18 protein-coding genes and 1 pseudogene are annotated in these 18,814 nt (G+C 42.1%); all 19 read right to left on the reverse strand.

The genetic code is table 11. The features are described 5' to 3' along the window. Nucleotides 1-176: 176 nt before the first annotated feature. The 19 genes and pseudogenes from dfrF to priA all read right to left on the reverse strand — a co-directional run bounded on the left by dfrF (nucleotide 177) and on the right by priA (nucleotide 18,799). A pseudogene (gene dfrF / locus H8S17_RS07570) lies at nucleotides 177-672 on the reverse strand (trimethoprim-resistant dihydrofolate reductase DfrF). Between the two features lie 394 nt (nucleotides 673-1,066). Next, nucleotides 1,067-1,204, reverse strand: coding sequence for a helix-turn-helix transcriptional regulator (locus tag H8S17_RS07575; RefSeq protein WP_456300143.1), 138 nt, complete (start codon nucleotides 1,202-1,204; stop codon nucleotides 1,067-1,069). A gap of 234 nt (nucleotides 1,205-1,438) precedes the next feature. Continuing rightward, entirely contained in the window at nucleotides 1,439-1,576 is a 138-nt protein-coding gene (locus H8S17_RS07580; protein ID WP_186866828.1) for a Maff2 family mobile element protein, read from the reverse strand. A 244-nt stretch (nucleotides 1,577-1,820) separates the two neighbouring features. Next, a complete protein-coding gene (locus H8S17_RS07585; RefSeq protein ID WP_186866829.1) occupies nucleotides 1,821-3,593 on the reverse strand; it encodes a VirD4-like conjugal transfer protein, CD1115 family in 1,773 nt (590 codons plus the stop codon). After that, nucleotides 3,590-4,066, reverse strand: coding sequence for a PcfB family protein (locus tag H8S17_RS07590; protein ID WP_186866830.1), 477 nt, complete (start codon nucleotides 4,064-4,066; stop codon nucleotides 3,590-3,592). The genes H8S17_RS07585 and H8S17_RS07590 overlap by 4 nt, the downstream gene beginning before the upstream one ends. Nucleotides 4,067-4,111: 45 nt before the next feature. Next, nucleotides 4,112-4,330 (reverse strand): DUF5348 domain-containing protein, encoded by a 219-nt coding sequence (locus H8S17_RS07595; protein WP_186866831.1) that lies wholly within the window; start codon nucleotides 4,328-4,330, stop codon nucleotides 4,112-4,114. Between the two features lie 14 nt (nucleotides 4,331-4,344). Further along, nucleotides 4,345-5,259 carry a DUF6017 domain-containing protein gene (locus H8S17_RS07600; RefSeq protein ID WP_186866832.1) on the reverse strand — a complete coding sequence of 305 codons (915 nt, stop codon included), beginning with the start codon at nucleotides 5,257-5,259 and terminating at the stop codon, nucleotides 4,345-4,347. Between the two features lie 913 nt (nucleotides 5,260-6,172). After that, complete coding sequence (locus H8S17_RS07605) at nucleotides 6,173-6,814, reverse strand: hypothetical protein (RefSeq protein ID WP_186866833.1); 642 nt, start codon at nucleotides 6,812-6,814, stop codon at nucleotides 6,173-6,175. A 122-nt stretch (nucleotides 6,815-6,936) separates the two neighbouring features. Next, entirely contained in the window at nucleotides 6,937-7,587 is a 651-nt protein-coding gene (locus tag H8S17_RS07610; RefSeq protein ID WP_186866834.1) for a thiamine diphosphokinase, read from the reverse strand. A gap of 10 nt (nucleotides 7,588-7,597) precedes the next feature. Then, the gene (rpe, locus tag H8S17_RS07615; protein ID WP_178052279.1) at nucleotides 7,598-8,251 is read right to left on the reverse strand and encodes a ribulose-phosphate 3-epimerase; all 654 of its coding nucleotides are present in this window, start codon (nucleotides 8,249-8,251) and stop codon (nucleotides 7,598-7,600) included. A gap of 19 nt (nucleotides 8,252-8,270) precedes the next feature. Beyond that, nucleotides 8,271-9,149 (reverse strand): ribosome small subunit-dependent GTPase A, encoded by an 879-nt coding sequence (gene rsgA, locus H8S17_RS07620; RefSeq protein WP_186866835.1) that lies wholly within the window; start codon nucleotides 9,147-9,149, stop codon nucleotides 8,271-8,273. An 8-nt stretch (nucleotides 9,150-9,157) separates the two neighbouring features. Beyond that, nucleotides 9,158-11,227, reverse strand: coding sequence for a Stk1 family PASTA domain-containing Ser/Thr kinase (pknB, locus tag H8S17_RS07625; protein WP_186866836.1), 2,070 nt, complete (start codon nucleotides 11,225-11,227; stop codon nucleotides 9,158-9,160). A 30-nt stretch (nucleotides 11,228-11,257) separates the two neighbouring features. Then, a complete protein-coding gene (locus H8S17_RS07630; RefSeq protein WP_178052281.1) occupies nucleotides 11,258-11,998 on the reverse strand; it encodes a Stp1/IreP family PP2C-type Ser/Thr phosphatase in 741 nt (246 codons plus the stop codon). A 9-nt stretch (nucleotides 11,999-12,007) separates the two neighbouring features. Then, nucleotides 12,008-13,045, reverse strand: a complete 1,038-nt coding sequence (gene rlmN / locus H8S17_RS07635; protein ID WP_186866837.1) for a 23S rRNA (adenine(2503)-C(2))-methyltransferase RlmN — start codon at nucleotides 13,043-13,045, stop codon at nucleotides 12,008-12,010. A 9-nt stretch (nucleotides 13,046-13,054) separates the two neighbouring features. Then, complete coding sequence (rsmB, locus tag H8S17_RS07640) at nucleotides 13,055-14,374, reverse strand: 16S rRNA (cytosine(967)-C(5))-methyltransferase RsmB (protein ID WP_186866838.1); 1,320 nt, start codon at nucleotides 14,372-14,374, stop codon at nucleotides 13,055-13,057. Next, nucleotides 14,367-15,083, reverse strand: a complete 717-nt coding sequence (locus H8S17_RS07645; protein WP_186866839.1) for a zinc metallopeptidase — start codon at nucleotides 15,081-15,083, stop codon at nucleotides 14,367-14,369. The genes rsmB and H8S17_RS07645 overlap by 8 nt, the downstream gene beginning before the upstream one ends. Nucleotides 15,084-15,096: 13 nt before the next feature. Next, the gene (fmt, locus tag H8S17_RS07650; protein ID WP_186866840.1) at nucleotides 15,097-16,032 is read right to left on the reverse strand and encodes a methionyl-tRNA formyltransferase; all 936 of its coding nucleotides are present in this window, start codon (nucleotides 16,030-16,032) and stop codon (nucleotides 15,097-15,099) included. 6 nt (nucleotides 16,033-16,038) lie between these two features. Continuing rightward, nucleotides 16,039-16,512 carry a peptide deformylase gene (gene def / locus H8S17_RS07655; RefSeq protein ID WP_178052272.1) on the reverse strand — a complete coding sequence of 158 codons (474 nt, stop codon included), beginning with the start codon at nucleotides 16,510-16,512 and terminating at the stop codon, nucleotides 16,039-16,041. 52 nt (nucleotides 16,513-16,564) lie between these two features. Then, nucleotides 16,565-18,799 carry a replication restart helicase PriA gene (gene priA / locus H8S17_RS07660; protein ID WP_186866841.1) on the reverse strand — a complete coding sequence of 745 codons (2,235 nt, stop codon included), beginning with the start codon at nucleotides 18,797-18,799 and terminating at the stop codon, nucleotides 16,565-16,567. Nucleotides 18,800-18,814: the final 15 nt, after the last annotated feature.

Below are 18,814 nucleotides of genomic sequence, written 5' to 3' on the forward strand. Positions count from 1 at the left end.
CTTGTCAGTTGCTGTTACCAACAACATCCCAAGACTCGCTATTATCTGGCTGGCTAGACCTTGGATAAATCGGATTCCCACCGACTTGGTTACACACCCTTAGCTGGGCGCACAACTGGAATTTGTCTTACAACAATTTATATATGCATAAAAAGCAATATATTTATGAAAACACCCTAAATCCAAAATTTACTCAATTCATTTTTTCCTTACATAAAATGTTCTCGTATATTTCACTTCCTCACCAAGTGTTTCCCCTATCAAAACTTCAAAATCATTGATATCAAATTCTGGAAAGAATGTATCTCCATCTTCAATATTTAAATCTACTTCTGTGATATACATTTTATCTACTATTTGCAAAGCTTCCTTAAATAGTCCATATCCACCAGATATGTATACATCTCGTCCTTTAGCCAATAATAATGCATCTTCTAATGATTTAACTGAAACTAAATTATCTCCTTGATACTCTGTTGTGGTGGAAACAACAATATTCATTCTATTAGGCAACGGATGACCGATTTCTTCATAAGACTTTCGCCCCATAATAACCACATTACCCGTTGTTAACTCTCTAAATTGCTTTTGTTCTCCCTTTATTTTCCATGGTATATTACCATTCTTGCCTATAACATTATTCTTTGACCTCGCAACAATCAAACCTATCATCTATTTCATCCTCCATAATATGATGTCGTACCTGTGATTCCATCAAGTGCACCACATCTTAACAAACTCAAAATTATCTCGAACTAACCAGCTCGACAAATTCCTTTTTTGTCTTCATCTGCATTATATCATATTGTTATAAGCATTGCCATTTCTTTTCTGCTTTTGAAAAGTTACTTATCAGCCTATGTTTTGTAAAGGGTGATATTCAGCATTTCTCACGCAACAAGCCCTTGACAAACCATAGACTAATAAGTTTTAAGGTAATCAAGCAGAAATGAAATAGTCTGCTGTTTCACGGCAACAAAAAAGAGATACCAACACACTTATGTAGTATCTCTTAGTCTAGTAGCAATATTCTTTTGTTTGCAAGCAGGTAAACATGGGCTGTTTCTTAATATCTTTTTGTTTGGGAAACACCACTTTCCCATTTTGAAATAGATTGTCTTGAAACATTAAGCTGCTCAGCCAGTTGTTCCTGTGTTAATTCTCTACTTTTGCGTAGTGTTATAAGTTTTTCTGCGAACTCCATATGTGTTCCTCCTTTTGATTTTGTGTATAAATCTTATCAAAATACTCATTTGCACTCTAGCAAGTAAGCTATACAATTACATGACAAACGGTAGAGTTTAAGTGCTTTCTTGTATATCTTGATTGTCATTCTACTTTATATGCCTATTTTAGCATAGAAAAAACGTTTTCTCTATTACTCCATTATTTTACGGAATAGTGGGCTGTCTTTCTTTATTTTAGTTGTGTTACTTTATCACACATGAGCATTTGCACCCGGATTGTCGTTGCCGTAGCCCTCCAAGAGGTTGATAACGCCCCAGATACCAAGACCTGCGCCAAGCGCGATTACCAAAGTCTGTAAAACGTCGATTGCAGAATTGAAAAATGCCATAAATTGTCCTCACTTTCTGCCGCGTTGCGGCTGTAAAAATATGAATTGTCTGATTTTGGGTATGAAAAAAGCCGCCTGTGTCTGATAGGCGGCTGTCCCCGCGTCGCTTCCTTGCTGCTTCGCGACGGTATTCAGTTGTCATTGCCCGCGGCTTCCTGCCACGCCTGCCCCATGAGTAGGGGCGCGTACCATGTAGCCTGTGTTGATATTTCTGATAATTTCCTCCTTTCGGCGTGTCTATGGGTTATTCTAAATCGGCTGCGTCCAGTTCGTAGTAGTCAAATACTTCGTCCGGCTTCACGATAGCAGGGCGGCGTTTGATATGATTTTCCATGTCAAAAGCGTTTTTCGGGTCAGCGTCAGAAAGGTATCTGTAATTGGGGTGCTTCGTTATATCGAATTTGTCCGAAAAGAACGGGCGCACACCGCGTAGCTGTAAGATACATTTTCCACCGTCCATAACGGCGATTTCGTCCTGTGTCATCAGCTCTTTTCCTAATTTCTGATAGTTCAGCCCGTAGGATTTCTGATTGCTGCGGCTTTCGGAAGTGTTGAAGCTGTCAATAGTTTCCTTTCCCAAAAGCTCCGACATTTCCTTTAGCGTAGTTTTCTCCTTGCCGCCCAAGAACAGGGTCGTATCGCAGTTGCCGACTATGGTATCGGCATTGTCCTTGTAAATCGCCTTTAGCTGTGACTGCGACTGCAAAATAATAGAAGCCGATATTTCACGGCTTCGTATGGTGGCAATGAGCTTTTCAAATTTTGGTATCTGCCCGATATTTGCAAACTCGTCAAGCAGGCAGCGCACATGAACGGGAAGCCTGCCGCCGTACACATCATCAGCCTTATCACACAAGAGGTTGAAAAGCTGCGTGTAGAGGATAGACACAACAAAGTTGAACGTATCGTCCGTATCAGAAATGATAACGAACAGTGCCGTTTTGCGGTCGCCTATGGTGTCAAGCTCCATTTCGTCGGTTTCCATTAGTTCACGCAGTTCCCGTATATCAAACGGGGCAAGCCGCGCACCGCAGGAAATGAGGATAGAGCTTCGGGTCTTTCCTGCGGACAGCAGGAATTTCTTATACTGGCGTACTGCAAAATGCTCCGGGTCTTTTTCCTCCAAGTGTTCAAACATGAGGTCAACTGGGCTTTGAAATTCCGGGTCATCCTCGCGGGCTTCCGACGCATTTATCATTTCAAGTAGTGTCGTGAAATTCTTTTCGGCTTCTGGGGCTTCATACCAGATATAGCCGATAAGGGCGCAGTAAAAAAGCCGTTCCGACTTCACCCAGAAATCCTCCCCGGATTTTTCCCCGTCGCCTTTGGTGTTGGCGATAATGGTATTTACCAGTTTCAAAATATCCTTTTCGCTGCGGAGATAGGCAAAGGGATTGTAGCGCATGGATTTCTTGAAGTTAATCGTGTTCAGCACCTTTATCCTGTACCCGCCACGCTGCAAGAGCTTTCCGCACTCCACAAGCACCGTTCCTTTCGGGTCGGTCACAACATAGCTGCTGTGCATTTGCATAAGGTTGGGCTTGACGAAAAAACGGGTCTTTCCGCTGCCGCTTCCTCCAATCACAAGGATATTTTTGTTTCTTGCATACTTTGGCTGCTTCGGTCGGCTGCTCATCATCAGCCGTTCCGTCTGTGTCAGCAATACGTTGTTTGCAAATACCGGGTCAATGTAGGGCTTTATATCCTCGGCGTTGCCCCAACGGGCAGAGCCATATTCTACGCCCTTACGGTATTTCTTTGCGTTCTTGCCTTTGGTGTAGACAATCAGCCGGATAAGGATAGCTCCGGCAATGCCTATCAGCATATCTACCGGGGAAAAGCTCGGCAGGGGCGACGCAAAAGCAGAAGTAAAGCCGTTCCCGATACCTAAGAGCTTGCCGGAAAGGTCTGCGCCGGGGGCAAGCCGTACCGCCTGTGCTGCTTTGTCAAAGAGATACACAAAGAGGATATAGGGCAGATTTGGGATAATCCATTTTTTCAGATTTTGGTTGTTCATCGTTCACGCCCCCTGTCTTTGTTTTTGACCTGTTCCCGCTGCACGTTCAGTGCTGCCGCCTTTTGCCTAAAATCAGACAGCAGCTTTCGGATAGAAGGCTTTTTGTCCTGTGTCAGCTTCTTTGCGGAAAATTCTTGAAAAGCTGCGGTCAGCACGTCCGCGTCCCGTCCTTTGAAAAACACAAGATAGCGGGGCGGGGTTTCCGTTGTGTCCTTTTTCAGCGCAAAGTCGATATGATACTTTTTCGCGGTGCTTTCAAAGGCTTTGATATTTTCCCCTGTGATTTCAATGTTGGAAACGCCTGCGTTCTGCTTCATAAGCTGCTTTAGCGTCTGCTTGCCGTGGGGTGGGCGGTCTGCCTGCTTTTTCATCTGTGAAAGCAGCTTTTTCATAGCCCGTTGCAGCATTTCAGCGGTCAGCTTCCCGGTCTTGATGTAAAGGGCTACGGTTTTCTCGTTTACCTGTTCCTGCATTTCTTCCTCCTTTCATGGGATAGTCGTTTCGGGCAGTCTGCCGCATTAAATCCTTACCCGCAAGCCGTTCAAGTCCTCGGCGCGGATACCTACCAGATACCAGTTTTCGCCGTACTCGATACGGGTCGGCTTCCATTTGCCGCCCGCAAATACTTCCATGCACTCGCCGCAATGCAGACCGCCGTAGTAGTCGGCAAGGTCAAAGCGAATGTCGTAACGGTCGGTCTGCTCGTCAAAAATCAAAGCTCCTGTTTTCTGTGCCATGTGGTAATCCTCCTTTAGATTTTGCCGCTTGCCATATCATGCGACACAAGTGACGTATAGTAATTGCCGATAGTGGACGGAGCATTGAACAACGCCGCCTTTAGATACTGCTTGATATTGCGGATTTTGGTTGTGTTCTCCCGCATACAGTCAAGGACAAAGCGGATATGTTCGCTGTCAAGTTTCATAAATTTGCTTTTTACAAGCTCTGCCGGGTAGTCGTCCCCGGCAACACGGATTGTCTTTCTTCTGGTGCAGACCGTTTCAAGGATAAGGTCAACGATTTCGTCCAACCTGTCCCGGTCAGCCATATCCTGTATGAGAATGTCATAGTCGATATTGTCCTTGATAATTTCCTCATACACGCGGTATGCGTCGTTCCTTTCCGTTCGTTTCTTTTCCGGCGGCTCCGCCGCACCCTCACCGTAAGGCAGGGGATTTAGGGAATGGATAGGAATGGAATGGGTACTTGATAAATCCGTATTTGATTTTTCTTTGTTTGGTAAGTTAGTCTTTGATATATCTTTATTTAATTGCGTTGGATTTTCCGATGTCGGATTACCCGGTATCGGATTTTCCAATATCGGTTTCCCCGGTGTTGGATTTTCCAATCCCGGTGAATGGCTTCCGGGTGACTGCGGCTGCTCATAAATGGTGTATTCAATCGCTGTCATTTTTCCTTTCTCGTCGCGTCCCTGCCGCCTTGTGATATATCCGGCTTTTTCAAGCTCCCATACCGCAGTACGGATAGCGTCGATACTTTCCCGGTTGATGTAGGACAGCCCCGCAAGGGTATAGTCCCAATCCTCCGGCAAGGACAGCATTTGTGATAACAGCCCCTTTGCCTTTAGGGTCAGCTCTTTGTTGCGTAGGTGGTGGTTGCTCATTACGGTATAACCCGTATTGCGCTCCACACGGAAAACAGCCATAGTTTCATCACTCCTTTGCTGCGGATTTGTTACGCAGTAGAACGGCGATTTTGCGGGTACAGGGATAAATCCCTGTCTGCGCCAGAAACGCGCCTACAAAGCCGCTGATAGCAAGGGCTTTTATGCCCCTATTGCGTAACAGTAGGTATAAAAAAAGCGGCGTTCCTGTTCTTCCTGTTTCGGAAGTTAGAAACGCCGCCTGTGCGGTACATTATTCTTATGTTGGGAATGTCAAGTGGTCTTATCCGTAGAACTTTGGAAACGTATTATTTACAGTAAAATTTGCGTTGGACTCTGATTTTCAAAAACCAATCTACGCCCATTTCTACGCCCAAATGACATGAAATTGTGTGATTTTATATGGAGCTTTATGTTTGCACGATTTCAAGAAACCTTGTAACCATGCGGTTTTACGGACTTATATAGGAATATATAGATATATGAAAAAAGGCTAATTTATTACGATACCTAGTTTCATTTTATCTTTTACCTGTCCGAAAATGCCCCTTTTATAAGGGATTTTCACCTTTCTAATTTTTTCTACACAAATTCTGTACACATATTTTCTTATATATCTTTGCTTAGGCATATGCTAAAAGATCTGGCTGTGTACAGTTAATTTTTTATTTTAAGCTGCTCCTTCTGCTGCGTAAGCATGGGAAGTTTTATACAATTTATGATTATATCATAAAGCTAACAGTTTTGAAACCTTAAATATTGTAGCATTATATGACGAATTTAGATATATTTCGTAAAACTTATCCGTCAACTTTAAGATCTGATAATCATTTTCTGGTAAATTTATTCAATTTTCTCCTTGGAAATTAACTACTCGACTGAGTAAAAAGAAACGAGAGACTTTTTAGCCTCTCGTAATCTGCTTCATCAAATACGATGAAGAACATCTCTGCTCTTATTGTTTATATTCAAAAAACAACCTCATATACATCGCGAACTTATCCATAAAATTCATTTCCGTATCTGTCTGAACCTCCACATGACAGGCATCTGAAAAAAACGAATCCATATCGGCATATCCCTCCCCGATCACATTTCCATCGTAATCATACAGATATCTGCCTTTTTCCTCTGCAAGATAATCTTCCCTCGGATTGCCTTCCGCATCTAAAAAGACCATATAATAATCTCTCTCTAATGCATCTGTTTCTATAATACGATCCTGTGCATATCCCAGACAATTATCATCCATGTCATAATATCCATAAGTACTTCCAGAGTTCACACCTTCCATATTATTGATCGGCTCATCGGTGACATATTTGACATAAAACCAGTCCTCTCCATCGACAGATACTGTCCATTTCGTGTCAAAAAAACCACTCTCTATTACATATGCAGCCACTTTATCATCTGCAAGAATATCTCCCTGCTGGTTGACCTCCTCTAAATCACCTTTGACCACAACGCTTGATGCCGTACTTAAAGCTTCTTTTGCGTCCTCTATACTGTCAAACTCGATTGGTGATGCAGTTCTCCCACATCCTGCCAATACAATACATGACAATAAAAGTCCTATACATATCCTCTTTTTCATCTTTCCTCCCTCTTACATCCCATTTCCTATAATCATGCTTTTTATAAGCTTTCAATATGAAATGATTATAAAGGAGTTCTGTTTTTTCTGTCAACTGGCCAAAAGATTAGTATTTTTATCCTTTAATCTCTCGTTTCTAATACTAATAAAACTCCACTTTTAAATGAGATCTCTGCTTTTTCATCTATGATCTCATTACTGATGCCAAGCGAATTATAGCATACCAATGAAAAATCTGTCAGTGGATATTTCATGCCTCTTAATGTCAATCCTGTTACTTCCGGTGTAAACGGGATCAATGAAACATACTTTCCATACTGTTCTTTTCTGCCAATCTCAAATGACTGGTTTTCCATATGTATACGGTTATGGCTGTCTACTAAATACATCTTGATCTGCTCTTTGAAACCGATGCCTAAGAGTTCTATGTTACCTAATACATGATCTAATCTGCTGCCGGTTCCTCCTAAAATGTGAATCTGTGTACATTCTCTGTCAACTGCCTGATAAATGGCGGCTTCTGTATCCGTATCATCTTTTTCCGGTATCAGACGTTTCCATTCAATGCCTTCCTGCTTTTCAAAAAAAAGTAAAATTTCCTGATCTACAGAATCAAAATCTCCCACAATGATATCCGGTTTCATTCCTGCTTCATAAAAAAACTTCATACCGGAATCAACGGCGATCACAAGATCTGGTTGCTGAACCTTGATATACTCCATACAAAATACTGTTTCCGCATATCCTCCTGATACGATCACTGCCTTTTTCATTTATCTGCTCCTATTCTGACATATAAGATAAGAACTGTCTGACATTGTCTTCCACATCTCCATGGAAGATCGCACTTCCGGCAACAACAATATTTGCTCCGGCATCCATGACTTTACCGACATTGTCTAAAGTAACTCCGCCATCCACTTCTATATCTGTTTCTAAGCCCATTTCATTTATCATCTGTTTTAATTCCCATACTTTATCGATCGTACCCGGAATCAGTTTTTGACCTCCAAATCCCGGATTGACCATCATCACAAGAACCATATCGACTTCTTTTAAGACACCTGCAATCTGTTCTACCGGTGTCGAAGGTTTGATCGCTACCCCTGCGATGATCCCTTTTTCCTTGATCTTTTGTATGGTTCTCTCTAAGTTCGTACATGCTTCTGCATGAACTGTAAGCAGATCTGCCCCTGCATCTACAAACTCATTGATATAACGTTCCGGTTCCTGAATCATCAGATGTACATCAAAGATTCTATCTGTCAGCGGACGGATCGATTTCATAACCGGAAATCCCATAGAAATACTTGGTACAAACATACCATCCATAATATCAATATGCACATACTGTGCCCCTGCCCGATCGAGCAGTTCCACCTGACTCCCAAGCTTTGAAAAGTCTGAAGCCAGAATTGATGGTGATAAACAATTCATATCACAGTTCCTCCATACACTAATATCTTCTGTTCTCCCTTAATTCCCCATATAAACTGACATAATTTTCATATCGGTTCGGATGAATCCTGCCCTCTTTTAAGGCTGCTTTGATCCCGCAGTCCGGTTCATGGATATGGCTGCACCCCTGAAACCTGCAGTTTTCCTCATAGGGTAGAAATTCTTCATAATATTTCCACAGATCTTCTGCTGAAAGTCCGGGAATATTTAATGAACTAAATCCCGGTGTATCCATAATATAGGTATTTCCCTCTATATGGATCAGTTCAGAATGTCTGGTCGTGTTTTTTCCCCGTTCGATCTTACGGCTGATATCTCCGGTTTCCATATTTGCATCCGGCTGCAAGAGATTGACCATGGAAGACTTTCCGACACCGGAAGGTCCTGCCACTGCACTTGTCTTATCTTTTAAAAGACTTTTTAACGGTTCAATCCCATGCTGCTTTTTCGTGCTTGTAAAAATAACCGGAAAGCCGCAGTTTTCATATATCTTCTCTATCTGTTCTACTTCTGTTTCCTCTAAGAGATCTGACTTATTAAAGCAGATCGTCACCGGCACTTTCTGATAACGCATCATCACTAAAAATCGGTCTAATAAGTTATAGTTCGGTGTCGGTTTTGCTGCTGCAAAGATCAAAAGTGCCTGATCGATATTCGCAACTGCCGGACGGATCAGTTCATTTTTCCGTGGCAGGATTTCTGACACATTCCCCTTTTTTTCTCCTTCATCCAAAACATCTATGATCACATTATCTCCTACAAGAGGTTTCATCTTCCGGTTACGGAAAACTCCTTTTGCCCTGCATTCATAGACTCCTGATCCGACTACATGTACATAGTAAAAACCTGCGATTCCCTTAATGATCTTTCCCTGCATAATCCTTCCTACTGCTTGGTAAACATGACATTTTCTGTCTGCTCTTTTGAACTTCCGTCTGACAGATACCAGACGATCCTGATAGTTCCGCTGTCAATTTCTTCAATATCAGAAGCTGATATGGTATATGGAAATTTAGAGATCTTAATTCCACTCCAGCTCTGGATCGTTGTTCCATTAGAACCTTTTAATGAAATGTCTGCTGATACGACATCATCATTATCCGGTGCTGTCACTGTTGCCTTACAGGAGTAGTAATTCTTCTTGCTGCCGAGACTGATAACAAGTGTCACACCTGAGCCTTTCTCGACATACTTGCCTGCAGCAACACTCTGGCTGATGACTTTTCCTGCTTCTACGGTATCACTGTTCTCTGAAGTTGTACTTGATACAACAAGACCTGCCTGTGTCAACATGCTTGTTGCTTCTTCCTGTGTCCGGTTATAAACATCCGGTACGGTCACTGCTTCTTTTCCCTGACTGACAACTAAGGTAACAGTGTCGCCTTTTTTGGCTGATGCATTTGCATCTGGTGTCTGGGAAATGACTTTGCCCGATGCAACCGTATCACTGTATGCATAATCACGCTTTGGTGAAAATCCCTGATCGGTCAATGTGTTCATTGCCGCATCACTGTCATATCCTACGACATTTGGTACTTTCACTGTACCTGCACCGCTGCTGATATAGACATTGATCGTCGTATTGACATCTACGGAAGAACCTTCCTCTACGTCCTGTGACATGACCTGACCTTCTTCATAAGTATCTGATGCCTGTGTTCCAGCATTCCAGATGCCAAGTCCTAACTTATGCAGTTCACTTTTTGCTTCTTCATATGTCATGCCTGTTACTTTGATCATTGTAACAGAATCTGCCTTTTTCTTTTCTGTATTGATCACTGTATGCTGTTCTTCGGTATCTGTAACACTGTCTTTTTTGCTCTTTTTTGCACCGCCAAAAATACCTAGTACACTTCCAAGCAGATAAAGAACAAGACATACGATCAAAACGGCTGCAACAATCCCACCGATCGTAATGGCTTTTTCCATCTTCGGATTTAAAAATCCGTCGTTATCATCATCTTCGCCGTCATCCACCGGTTCTTCATATACTTCCCTTCGTTCCGGTCTGTGTTCTTCTTTTGTTTCACTTGGCTGATAGACTCTTGCATTTTTGATCTGACCTACTTCTTCTTCACTGATCACTCTTGTCTTGCCCTGACTGCCATTCGGAATCATTGTAACAAAATCATCATTCGGGCTGATCAATACTTTCTTTAGATCGATCAGAAGATCGCTGATATTTTCATACCGGCGGTCCGGACTTTTCTGTGTACATTTTAGAATGATCTTTTCAAGGCTGACCGGCAGGTCTGGTGCGTAGGCACTCGGTGCGACCATTTCTTCCTGTAAATGCTTGATTGCAACGGCAACTGTTGTATCTCCGTCAAACGGAACACGTCCTGTCACCATTTCATACATAACGATACCTAACGAATAAATATCACTTTTTCCATCTACAAATCCATTCCGTGCCTGTTCTGGTGATGCATAATGCACCGATCCCATTACATCTGCACTGATGGTATTACTAGAAACTGCCCTTGCGATTCCAAAATCAGTAACTTTTGCCTTACCTTCTGTAGAAATTAAGATATTCTGCGGTTTGATATCTCTGTGAATGATATGTTTTGCATGGGCTGCCTCCATGCCCCTGCCTACCTGAATGGCAATACTGACTGCTTCTTTATAGGTCAGTCTGCCTTTTTTCTCGATATAGGTCTTAAGTGTCACTCCCTCTACATATTCCATGACAATATAGTGGAGTCCGGCCTCACTTCCTACATCATATATATTTACAATGTTCGGATGCTCTAAGCTTGCTGCTGACTGTGCTTCTGTACGAAACTTGGTAACAAAATTCACATCCTCACTAAATTCCTGCTTCAATACTTTTATGGCAACAAACCTGCCTAAGATATGGTCTCTTGCCCGATATACGTCTGACATTCCGCCAGCGCCGATCTTTTCCATGATTTCGTAGCGATCTGCTACAAACATTCCTGCTGCTAACATATTATCCTCCATTCTGTGCGTGCACTACCCTTAACCGTTCACTTCATCAGAAAATGGGTCAATGACTACTACTGTTATATTATCCTTCCCGCCATTTGCATTGGCAGCTAAAATCAATCTCTCTGCCTTTTCAGCGGTATCTCTCTGTCCTTTTATAATTGTACGGATCTCACTATCCTCCACCATGTTCGTCAGTCCATCGGAACATAGGAGAATCTCATCTTCATGCTTAAGTTCTGTTTCAAAAAAATCAATCTCTATTTCTTTCGTGGCTCCTACTGCCCTTGTAATGATATTCTTATCGGGATGCTCTCTTGCTGTTTCCTTGTCAAGTTCTCCCCGTCTGACCATTTCTTCCACATAAGAATGATCTCTTGTAATCTGTCTGATCTCTCTGTTTACAAGATATAAGCGGCTGTCACCTACATTTGCAACATAGAGTTTATGATCTAAAACGGATGCTGCGACAACCGTCGTTCCCATTCCCTTCATGGAAATATCTTCTTCGGCTTTTTTAAGTATTTCTTCATTGGCAGCTTTTATTGCTTCTTCTAAAATAGATGCCGGCTGTGTCAAATGGGATGCTTTTGCAAATTTCACCATTGTTTCTACAGTATGCTTCGAAGCATATTCGCCTGCATTATGGCCTCCCATGCCATCAGCAACAATAAAAAGATTCGGCAGATTACCTACCGGCATCTCTGATGTATAAAAATAATCCTGATTCATTTTCCGGTGTATTCCAATATCTGTAATTGAAAATGTTTTCACGTAATCCACCTACCTCTCCATATATCTTTTTCGTAATTGTCCACAGGCACCATCAATATCTCTGCCCATTTCCCTTCTTATAGTAACATTTATCCCATATTTTTCAAGTTCATTTTTGAATGCTGCGACTGCATTCTCATTTGGCTGGGAAAAATCGCGTTCCTTGATCGGATTGACCGGAATTAAGTTTACATGGCAGTTGATGTCTGAAACTAATCCTGCCAATGCACTGGCATCTTCCTTTGTATCGTTGACTCCGGCTACTAAACTATATTCAAATGTGATCCTTCGTTTCGTCTGTTTAAAATAATATCTGCATGCATCTAAAACTTCTGTGATCTGATACTTATTTGCTACAGGCATCAACTGTTTCCGCTTTTCCTGCGAAGAAGCATGCAGGGAAATCGCCAATGTCATCTGTAATTTTTCATCTGCTAACTGTCTGATCTTTGGTACAAGTCCACAGGTTGATACAGTTAAATTCCGCTGGCTGATATTCAGACCATTTTCATCTGTCAAAAGTTCTATAAATTTTAAAAGATTCTCATAATTATCAAGCGGTTCTCCTGTTCCCATCACAACCACGTTAGAAACACGCTCTCCGATATCCCGTTCGATCCGATAGATCTGGTCTAACATTTCAGAAGGTTTCAGCCCTCTGACTAAACCGTCTAAGGTCGATGCACAGAAACGGCAGCCCATACGACAGCCCACCTGTGAGGAAATGCACACGGAATTACCAAATTTATAACGCATGAGTACGCTTTCAATGACATTTCCATCTTCTAACTGAAACAGATATTTTCTCGTACCGTCCTGCTTCGAGATCTGTACATCTACCTGATGCAACGCTGTATAAGTACAGTTATTTTTTAATTTTTCTTTGAATGCATTCGAAAGATTTGACATTTCATCTATAGATGGGGACAATTTCTGATGCATCCACTGATACAACTGCTTTGCACGAAATGGTTTTTCACCTGATTCCGTTACATAAGCAGTCAGTTCTGTTAAATTCATGGATTTGATATCTATTTTTTCTGTCATATTATTTCTCTATTTTCGAATAAATTTTGCCATATAGAATCCATCGCCTTCTCCCGCATCAGGAAAAATCTGACGTTCTAATAACAATGTAAATTCAGGATGGTTTGCTAAAAACCATGCGGTATTTTCTTCATTTTCCATCCGGTCGATCGTACAAGTCGAATATAAAAGCGTGCCGCCATCTTTTACATATTCACAGACAACCGACAAAATCTGCCGCTGTAAGGCTGCAAGGCTTTTCTCTTTTTCCTCTGTCATACGGTAACGGATATCCGGCTTTTTCCGCAGGACACCAAGACCGGAACAGGGAAGGTCTGCGATCACTAAGTCTGCTTTTTTTATGGAGGCTTCATCTAGTATACAGGCATCCATCTGTTTTGCACAGATATTTTTCATGCCGCAGCGGCTGATGTTTTCTTTGATCAGATCCACTTTATATCCGGTCAGATCTCTCGCCTCAACCATACCTTCGCCCTGCATCAGTTCTGCCGCATGAAGGCTCTTGCCTCCGGGAGCACTACAGACATCGATCACATAATCTCCTGCCTTTGGTGCTGCCACATGCGTCACTAACATCGAACTTACATCCTGTACCGTAAAATCTCCCTGCACAAACTCCGGTATTCCTGCTAAATAGTCATATCCTGTCAGATACATCGCATAATCAAAATCCGGATATTCTTTTAATACAACCGGTTCTGCCTGAATTCCCTGCTTACTCAAAGATTCCATCAAGGCTTCTTTCGTGGTCTTTGTCAGATTGATTCGGATCGCCGTACCTTTTTTCGTCTGAAAAGATTCTGCGATCGTTTTCGCTTTATTCAGACCATAATCTTTGCTCCACTGTTTTAACATCCACACCGGTACAGAAGTACGGACAGATATGGCTTCGTATGGATATTTTTTCTCATCGGGATATTCGATCTTCTCTAAATTCCTGCTGATATTCCTTAAGACTCCGTTGACAAAACCTTTCAGATTCCGAAAGCCTTTCCGTTCTGCTAACTTAACCGCTTCATTACATGCTGCCGATGCCGGTACAGAGTCCATATATTTGAGCTGATACACACCCATACGCAAAATGCACCGGATCACCGGTTTCATCTTTTTTACTTTCGTATTGGAAAACTGATCGATGATATAGTCTAGTTCGATCATATTTTCTAACGTGCCTTCACTGACTCTGGTGATAAAACTTCTTTCCTGCTTCGTTAAATACTGGTGCTTTTCTAAAACGGAAGATAATGCAATATGGCTGTATTCTTCTTCTTTCGTTACGGCAAGCAGAATCTCAAGAACTAATTCCCGTATATTGATCCCATCAGTCATCTCTGTTTCTTCCTCCAAATAAGATCACCAGTCGAAGAAGCTGTAAAATAGCCGCTGCCGCACTTGCCACATAAGTAAACGCTGCTGCTTTTAAGACTTTTCTTGTCATCGGAAGTTCCTCGGAATTTAAAATCCCTGTATTTCCTAATATTTTTAATGCCCTTCTTGATGCGTTAAATTCTACCGGAAGCGTCACAAGCTGAAAGATCACTGCAAACGAGAAGCACAAAATTCCTAAATTGATCAGGAGTGTTCCTGTATTACTCGTAAAAAATAGTCCGATCAGAATGAGTGGCCATGAGATCGTTGAACCGAAATTTGCCACCGGAACTAATGCCCCGCGAATCGTAAGTGGTGCATAATTTTTCTGATGCTGGATGGCATGTCCACATTCATGTGCTGCAACACCGACTGCCGCAACAGATGTGGAGCCATAGACACTGTCTGATAAATTGAGTGTCTTATTTCTCGGATCGTAATGATCTGTCAGATTCCCTGATACATGGCGGATAGATACATCATAGATCCCTGCTGAATTTAAAATACGTTCTGCCGCCTGTGCTCCTGTCATATTGCTCATACTGCGATAACGTGAATATTTGCTGTAAGTACTTTTCACTCCTGCAGATGCGATCAGGCAGATTATGGCTCCGATCAGAACCAGAAAATACGTTGGATCCCACCAGCTGTAAAGTCCATATCCATACATAATAATAACCTCCTTACTCCATTGTTAAGATTGTCTGTTCCATAACCTCATATCCCCGTAAAAAGGCTTCAATATCCATCCTCTTTTTTCCTTCTAACTGTACTTCTAACAGGGAAAGTATGCCATCACCTGTCTGTATCTTTAATTCTTTTTTATTCACCATGACCACTTTTCCTGCATCTTTTGCATCTCCACCGGCTTCTACTGCTGCACGCCAGATCTTTAATGTCTTTCCGTTTAATTTTGTATAAGCACTTGGCCATGGATTTAACCCACGGATCAGACGCTCAATCGTAACTGCCGGCTGCATCCAGTCGATATTTCCCATCTGCTTTTTAATCATGCCTACATGGGTTGCCTCTGCTTCATTCTGTTTTGTATAAACAGCAGTTCCATCTTCGATCGCCTGTATCGTATGCACACAGAGTTTTGCTCCCACTTCCGCTAAACGGTCAAACAGACTGCCGCCTGTTTCATCTTCTGCTAATACTACTTCTGCTTTCTCGATCATGTCACCGGTATCTAACCCCGCGTCCATACGCATGGTCGTCACTCCCGAAACTGCATCTCCGTTGATGACTGCCCACTGGATCGGTGCTGCCCCGCGGTATTTCGGAAGCAAAGAAGCATGTACATTGACACAGCCGTACTTTGGCATCTCTAAGATCTCTTTTGGTAAAATCTGTCCAAACGCTGCCACGATCATGATGTCCGGCTGAAATTCTTTTAAATAAGCAATACATTCTGCTTCTCTGATACGGACCGGCTGGTAGACAGGTATATGATGTGCAGCCGCACACTCTTTTACCGGTGGAGCCTGCATGGATTTTCCTCTGCCCTTTGGCTTATCCGGCTGTGTCACTGCAAGCACGACTTCATGTCCGGCTGCAATAACTGCTTCTAATGTTCCTACTGCAAAATCCGGTGTTCCCATAAAAATAACACGCATAAATGTTTATTCCTCCTCGTCATAAGAAACATCGTAGATATCGCCTTCTACAAGTTCTGTATACATATGACCGTCTAAATGATCTAATTCATGGCAGATTGCCCTTGCTAAAAGTTCTGTTCCTTCTACTTCAAATTCTTCCATATTTTCATCGAAAGCCCTTGCAATGACATGATTCGGTCTTGTCACCTGTCCGGCTTTACCCGGAAGACTAAGACAGCCTTCTCCTCCTGTCTGCTCTCCATCGGCTGCAATGATCCTTGGATTGATCATTACAAGCGGGCCTTCTCCGATATCGATCGTAACGATACGTCTTAACACACCGACCTGTGGAGCGGCAAGTCCGACTCCGTTTGCATCATACATGGTTTCTAACATATCATCAATAAGCATCTGTATCTTTGGTGTTACTTCTTTCACTTCCCTGCAAACTTTATTAAGTACAGGATCTCCCTGTAATCTGATTGTTCTAAGTGCCATAGTTTCTCCTTTATCTATCTTTTCAATCCTATTTTTCCTGTTAAAAATGCTTTTACAATCCACTCATCGGATTAAAATCAAAGGTAATATTGACCTTTGTAAAATCTCCTCTTTTCTTCAAAAACAGTTCTATCCGGTCTTTTAGATCTACTAACTGTGCATAGTCATCATGCTTTAAATAGATCACTTTTCGGTAAATGTCATGGATCTTTGAGATCCTGCCGTCTGCCGGTCCTATCATGGTCAGTCCCGGAATCTGTGCCTTTTGGATCAGTGCCGCTATGTAGGCAGCTGTTTTTTCTGACAATTCTTCCTGTTCTGATGTAAATAAGATTGCTGCCATATTTGCAACCGGGGGGTAAGAAAGCATTTTCCGTATTGCCATCTCATGATTATAAAAGGCTTTATAATCCTGCATTTGTGCGGTCTGGATACTGTAATGTTTCGGGGTATATGTCTGTATCACCACTTCTCCTGCTTCATTTCCTCTGCCTGCTCTGCCTGCCGCCTGTGTCAGAAGCTGGAATGTCCGTTCTGCTGCCCGGTAATCATTGACATACAAAGACATATCTGCAGCAAGTATACCGACTAACGTGACATCCGGAAAATCATGTCCTTTCACGATCATCTGCGTACCGATCAAAATATCCGCATCATGACTGGAAAATGCCGATAAGATCTCTTCATAGCTGTTTTTTCCACGAGTGGTATCATAATCCATCCGTAAAATCCTCGCTCTCGGATAACGTTTCCGAATTACCTGCTCTACTTTCTGTGTACCTGCCTTAAAAGAGCCTAAATATTTTGACTTGCATTTCGGACAGGCTTTTACGATATCTTCTTCATAGCCACAGTAATGGCAGACCATTTTCCGGTTCTTATGCAGACTTAACGAAACATCACAGTGCGGGCATTTGATCACATATCCACAGGAACGGCAGGATACAAATCCTGACATTCCACGCCTGTTGATAAAAAGCATGACCTGTTCTTTTTTATATAAGCGGTCTTCTATCAGTGCTTCTAATGTTTCACTTAAGATGGAACGGTTTCCTTTGTATAATTCCTTACGCATATCCACAACTTTGCAGACTGGAAGCTCTCTTTCTGCCACACGCTCTTTCATCTCTAACAGTTGGTATTCACCCTTAAGTGCTTTGTAATAACTGTCAACAGATGGTGTCGCAGATCCTAAGACAACTGATGCTCCTGCCATTCTCGCCCGCTCTATCGCTGTTTCCCTTGCATGATATTTGGGAATGGTTTCACTTTTATAACTGCTCTCGTGTTCTTCATCAATGATGATCAGGCCCAGATTCTGAAATGGTGTAAACAATGCAGATCTAGGACCGATCATGATATCAATCTCTCCATTTTTTGCACGCAGGAACTGATCGTAACGTTCACCTGGTGCCAGTTTGGAATTGATGATCGACACTCGGTCTGCAAATCTTCCATAAAACCGTATCACTGTCTGATACGTCAATGCGATCTCAGGGATCAGAACGATTGCCTGCTGTCCTTTTTCGATCACATCTGCGATCAGTTCCATATAAACTTCTGTTTTTCCACTGCCGGTCACACCATGTAAAAGATATGTCTTATGAATGTCCTCCTGCATATCTTTTCGTATCTCATCGACCACATGCTGCTGTATCTCATTGAGTTTTTTGTGATATCCCCGGTTTTCAATCTGTCCGACCGGATTTCTGTATGCGGCTTCAGATACTACTTTTATCATGCCTGCATCTTCAAAAAAACGGATCACCTTTGCCGAAATATTCAGCCTTTGTGTGATAACTTCATAAGAAATCTCAGGACTTTCTAATATGGCTTCTAATAATCTTTTTCTTGCCTTATAAGTCCCTTTCTGCTGATAAATGGCTAATTCTTTTTCAACCTGTTCTCTATCCGTAGTAAGTACGATCGTCTTCTTTTCTTTATTCTTGATCTTTCGTTTGATCGGAAGTACAGTCTTTAATGCCTGATTCATCGTTCCGCCATAGTTTTTACGCATCCATACAGCCAATGCGATCAACTGTGTTTCCACGATAACAAGGTCTGATGCTACAGAATCGATTTCTTTAAGTTTTTTTTCATCATATTCTGCCTGATCTGTCACTTCTATGACAAATCCGCTGACCATCCGGTTGTTTTTCCCAAATGGAATGTTCACCTGTACTCCCGGATAGATCTGTGCAAACAGTTCTTCCGGTATCCGGTACTGGAATGTACGGTCTAATTTTCCTGTTGATATATCTATAATGATATTGGCATAATATGCCATCTTATCACCGCCTGC

It is taken from the genome of Roseburia zhanii, from assembly GCF_014287635.1.
Lineage (GTDB): Bacteria > Bacillota > Clostridia > Lachnospirales > Lachnospiraceae > Roseburia_B > Roseburia_B zhanii.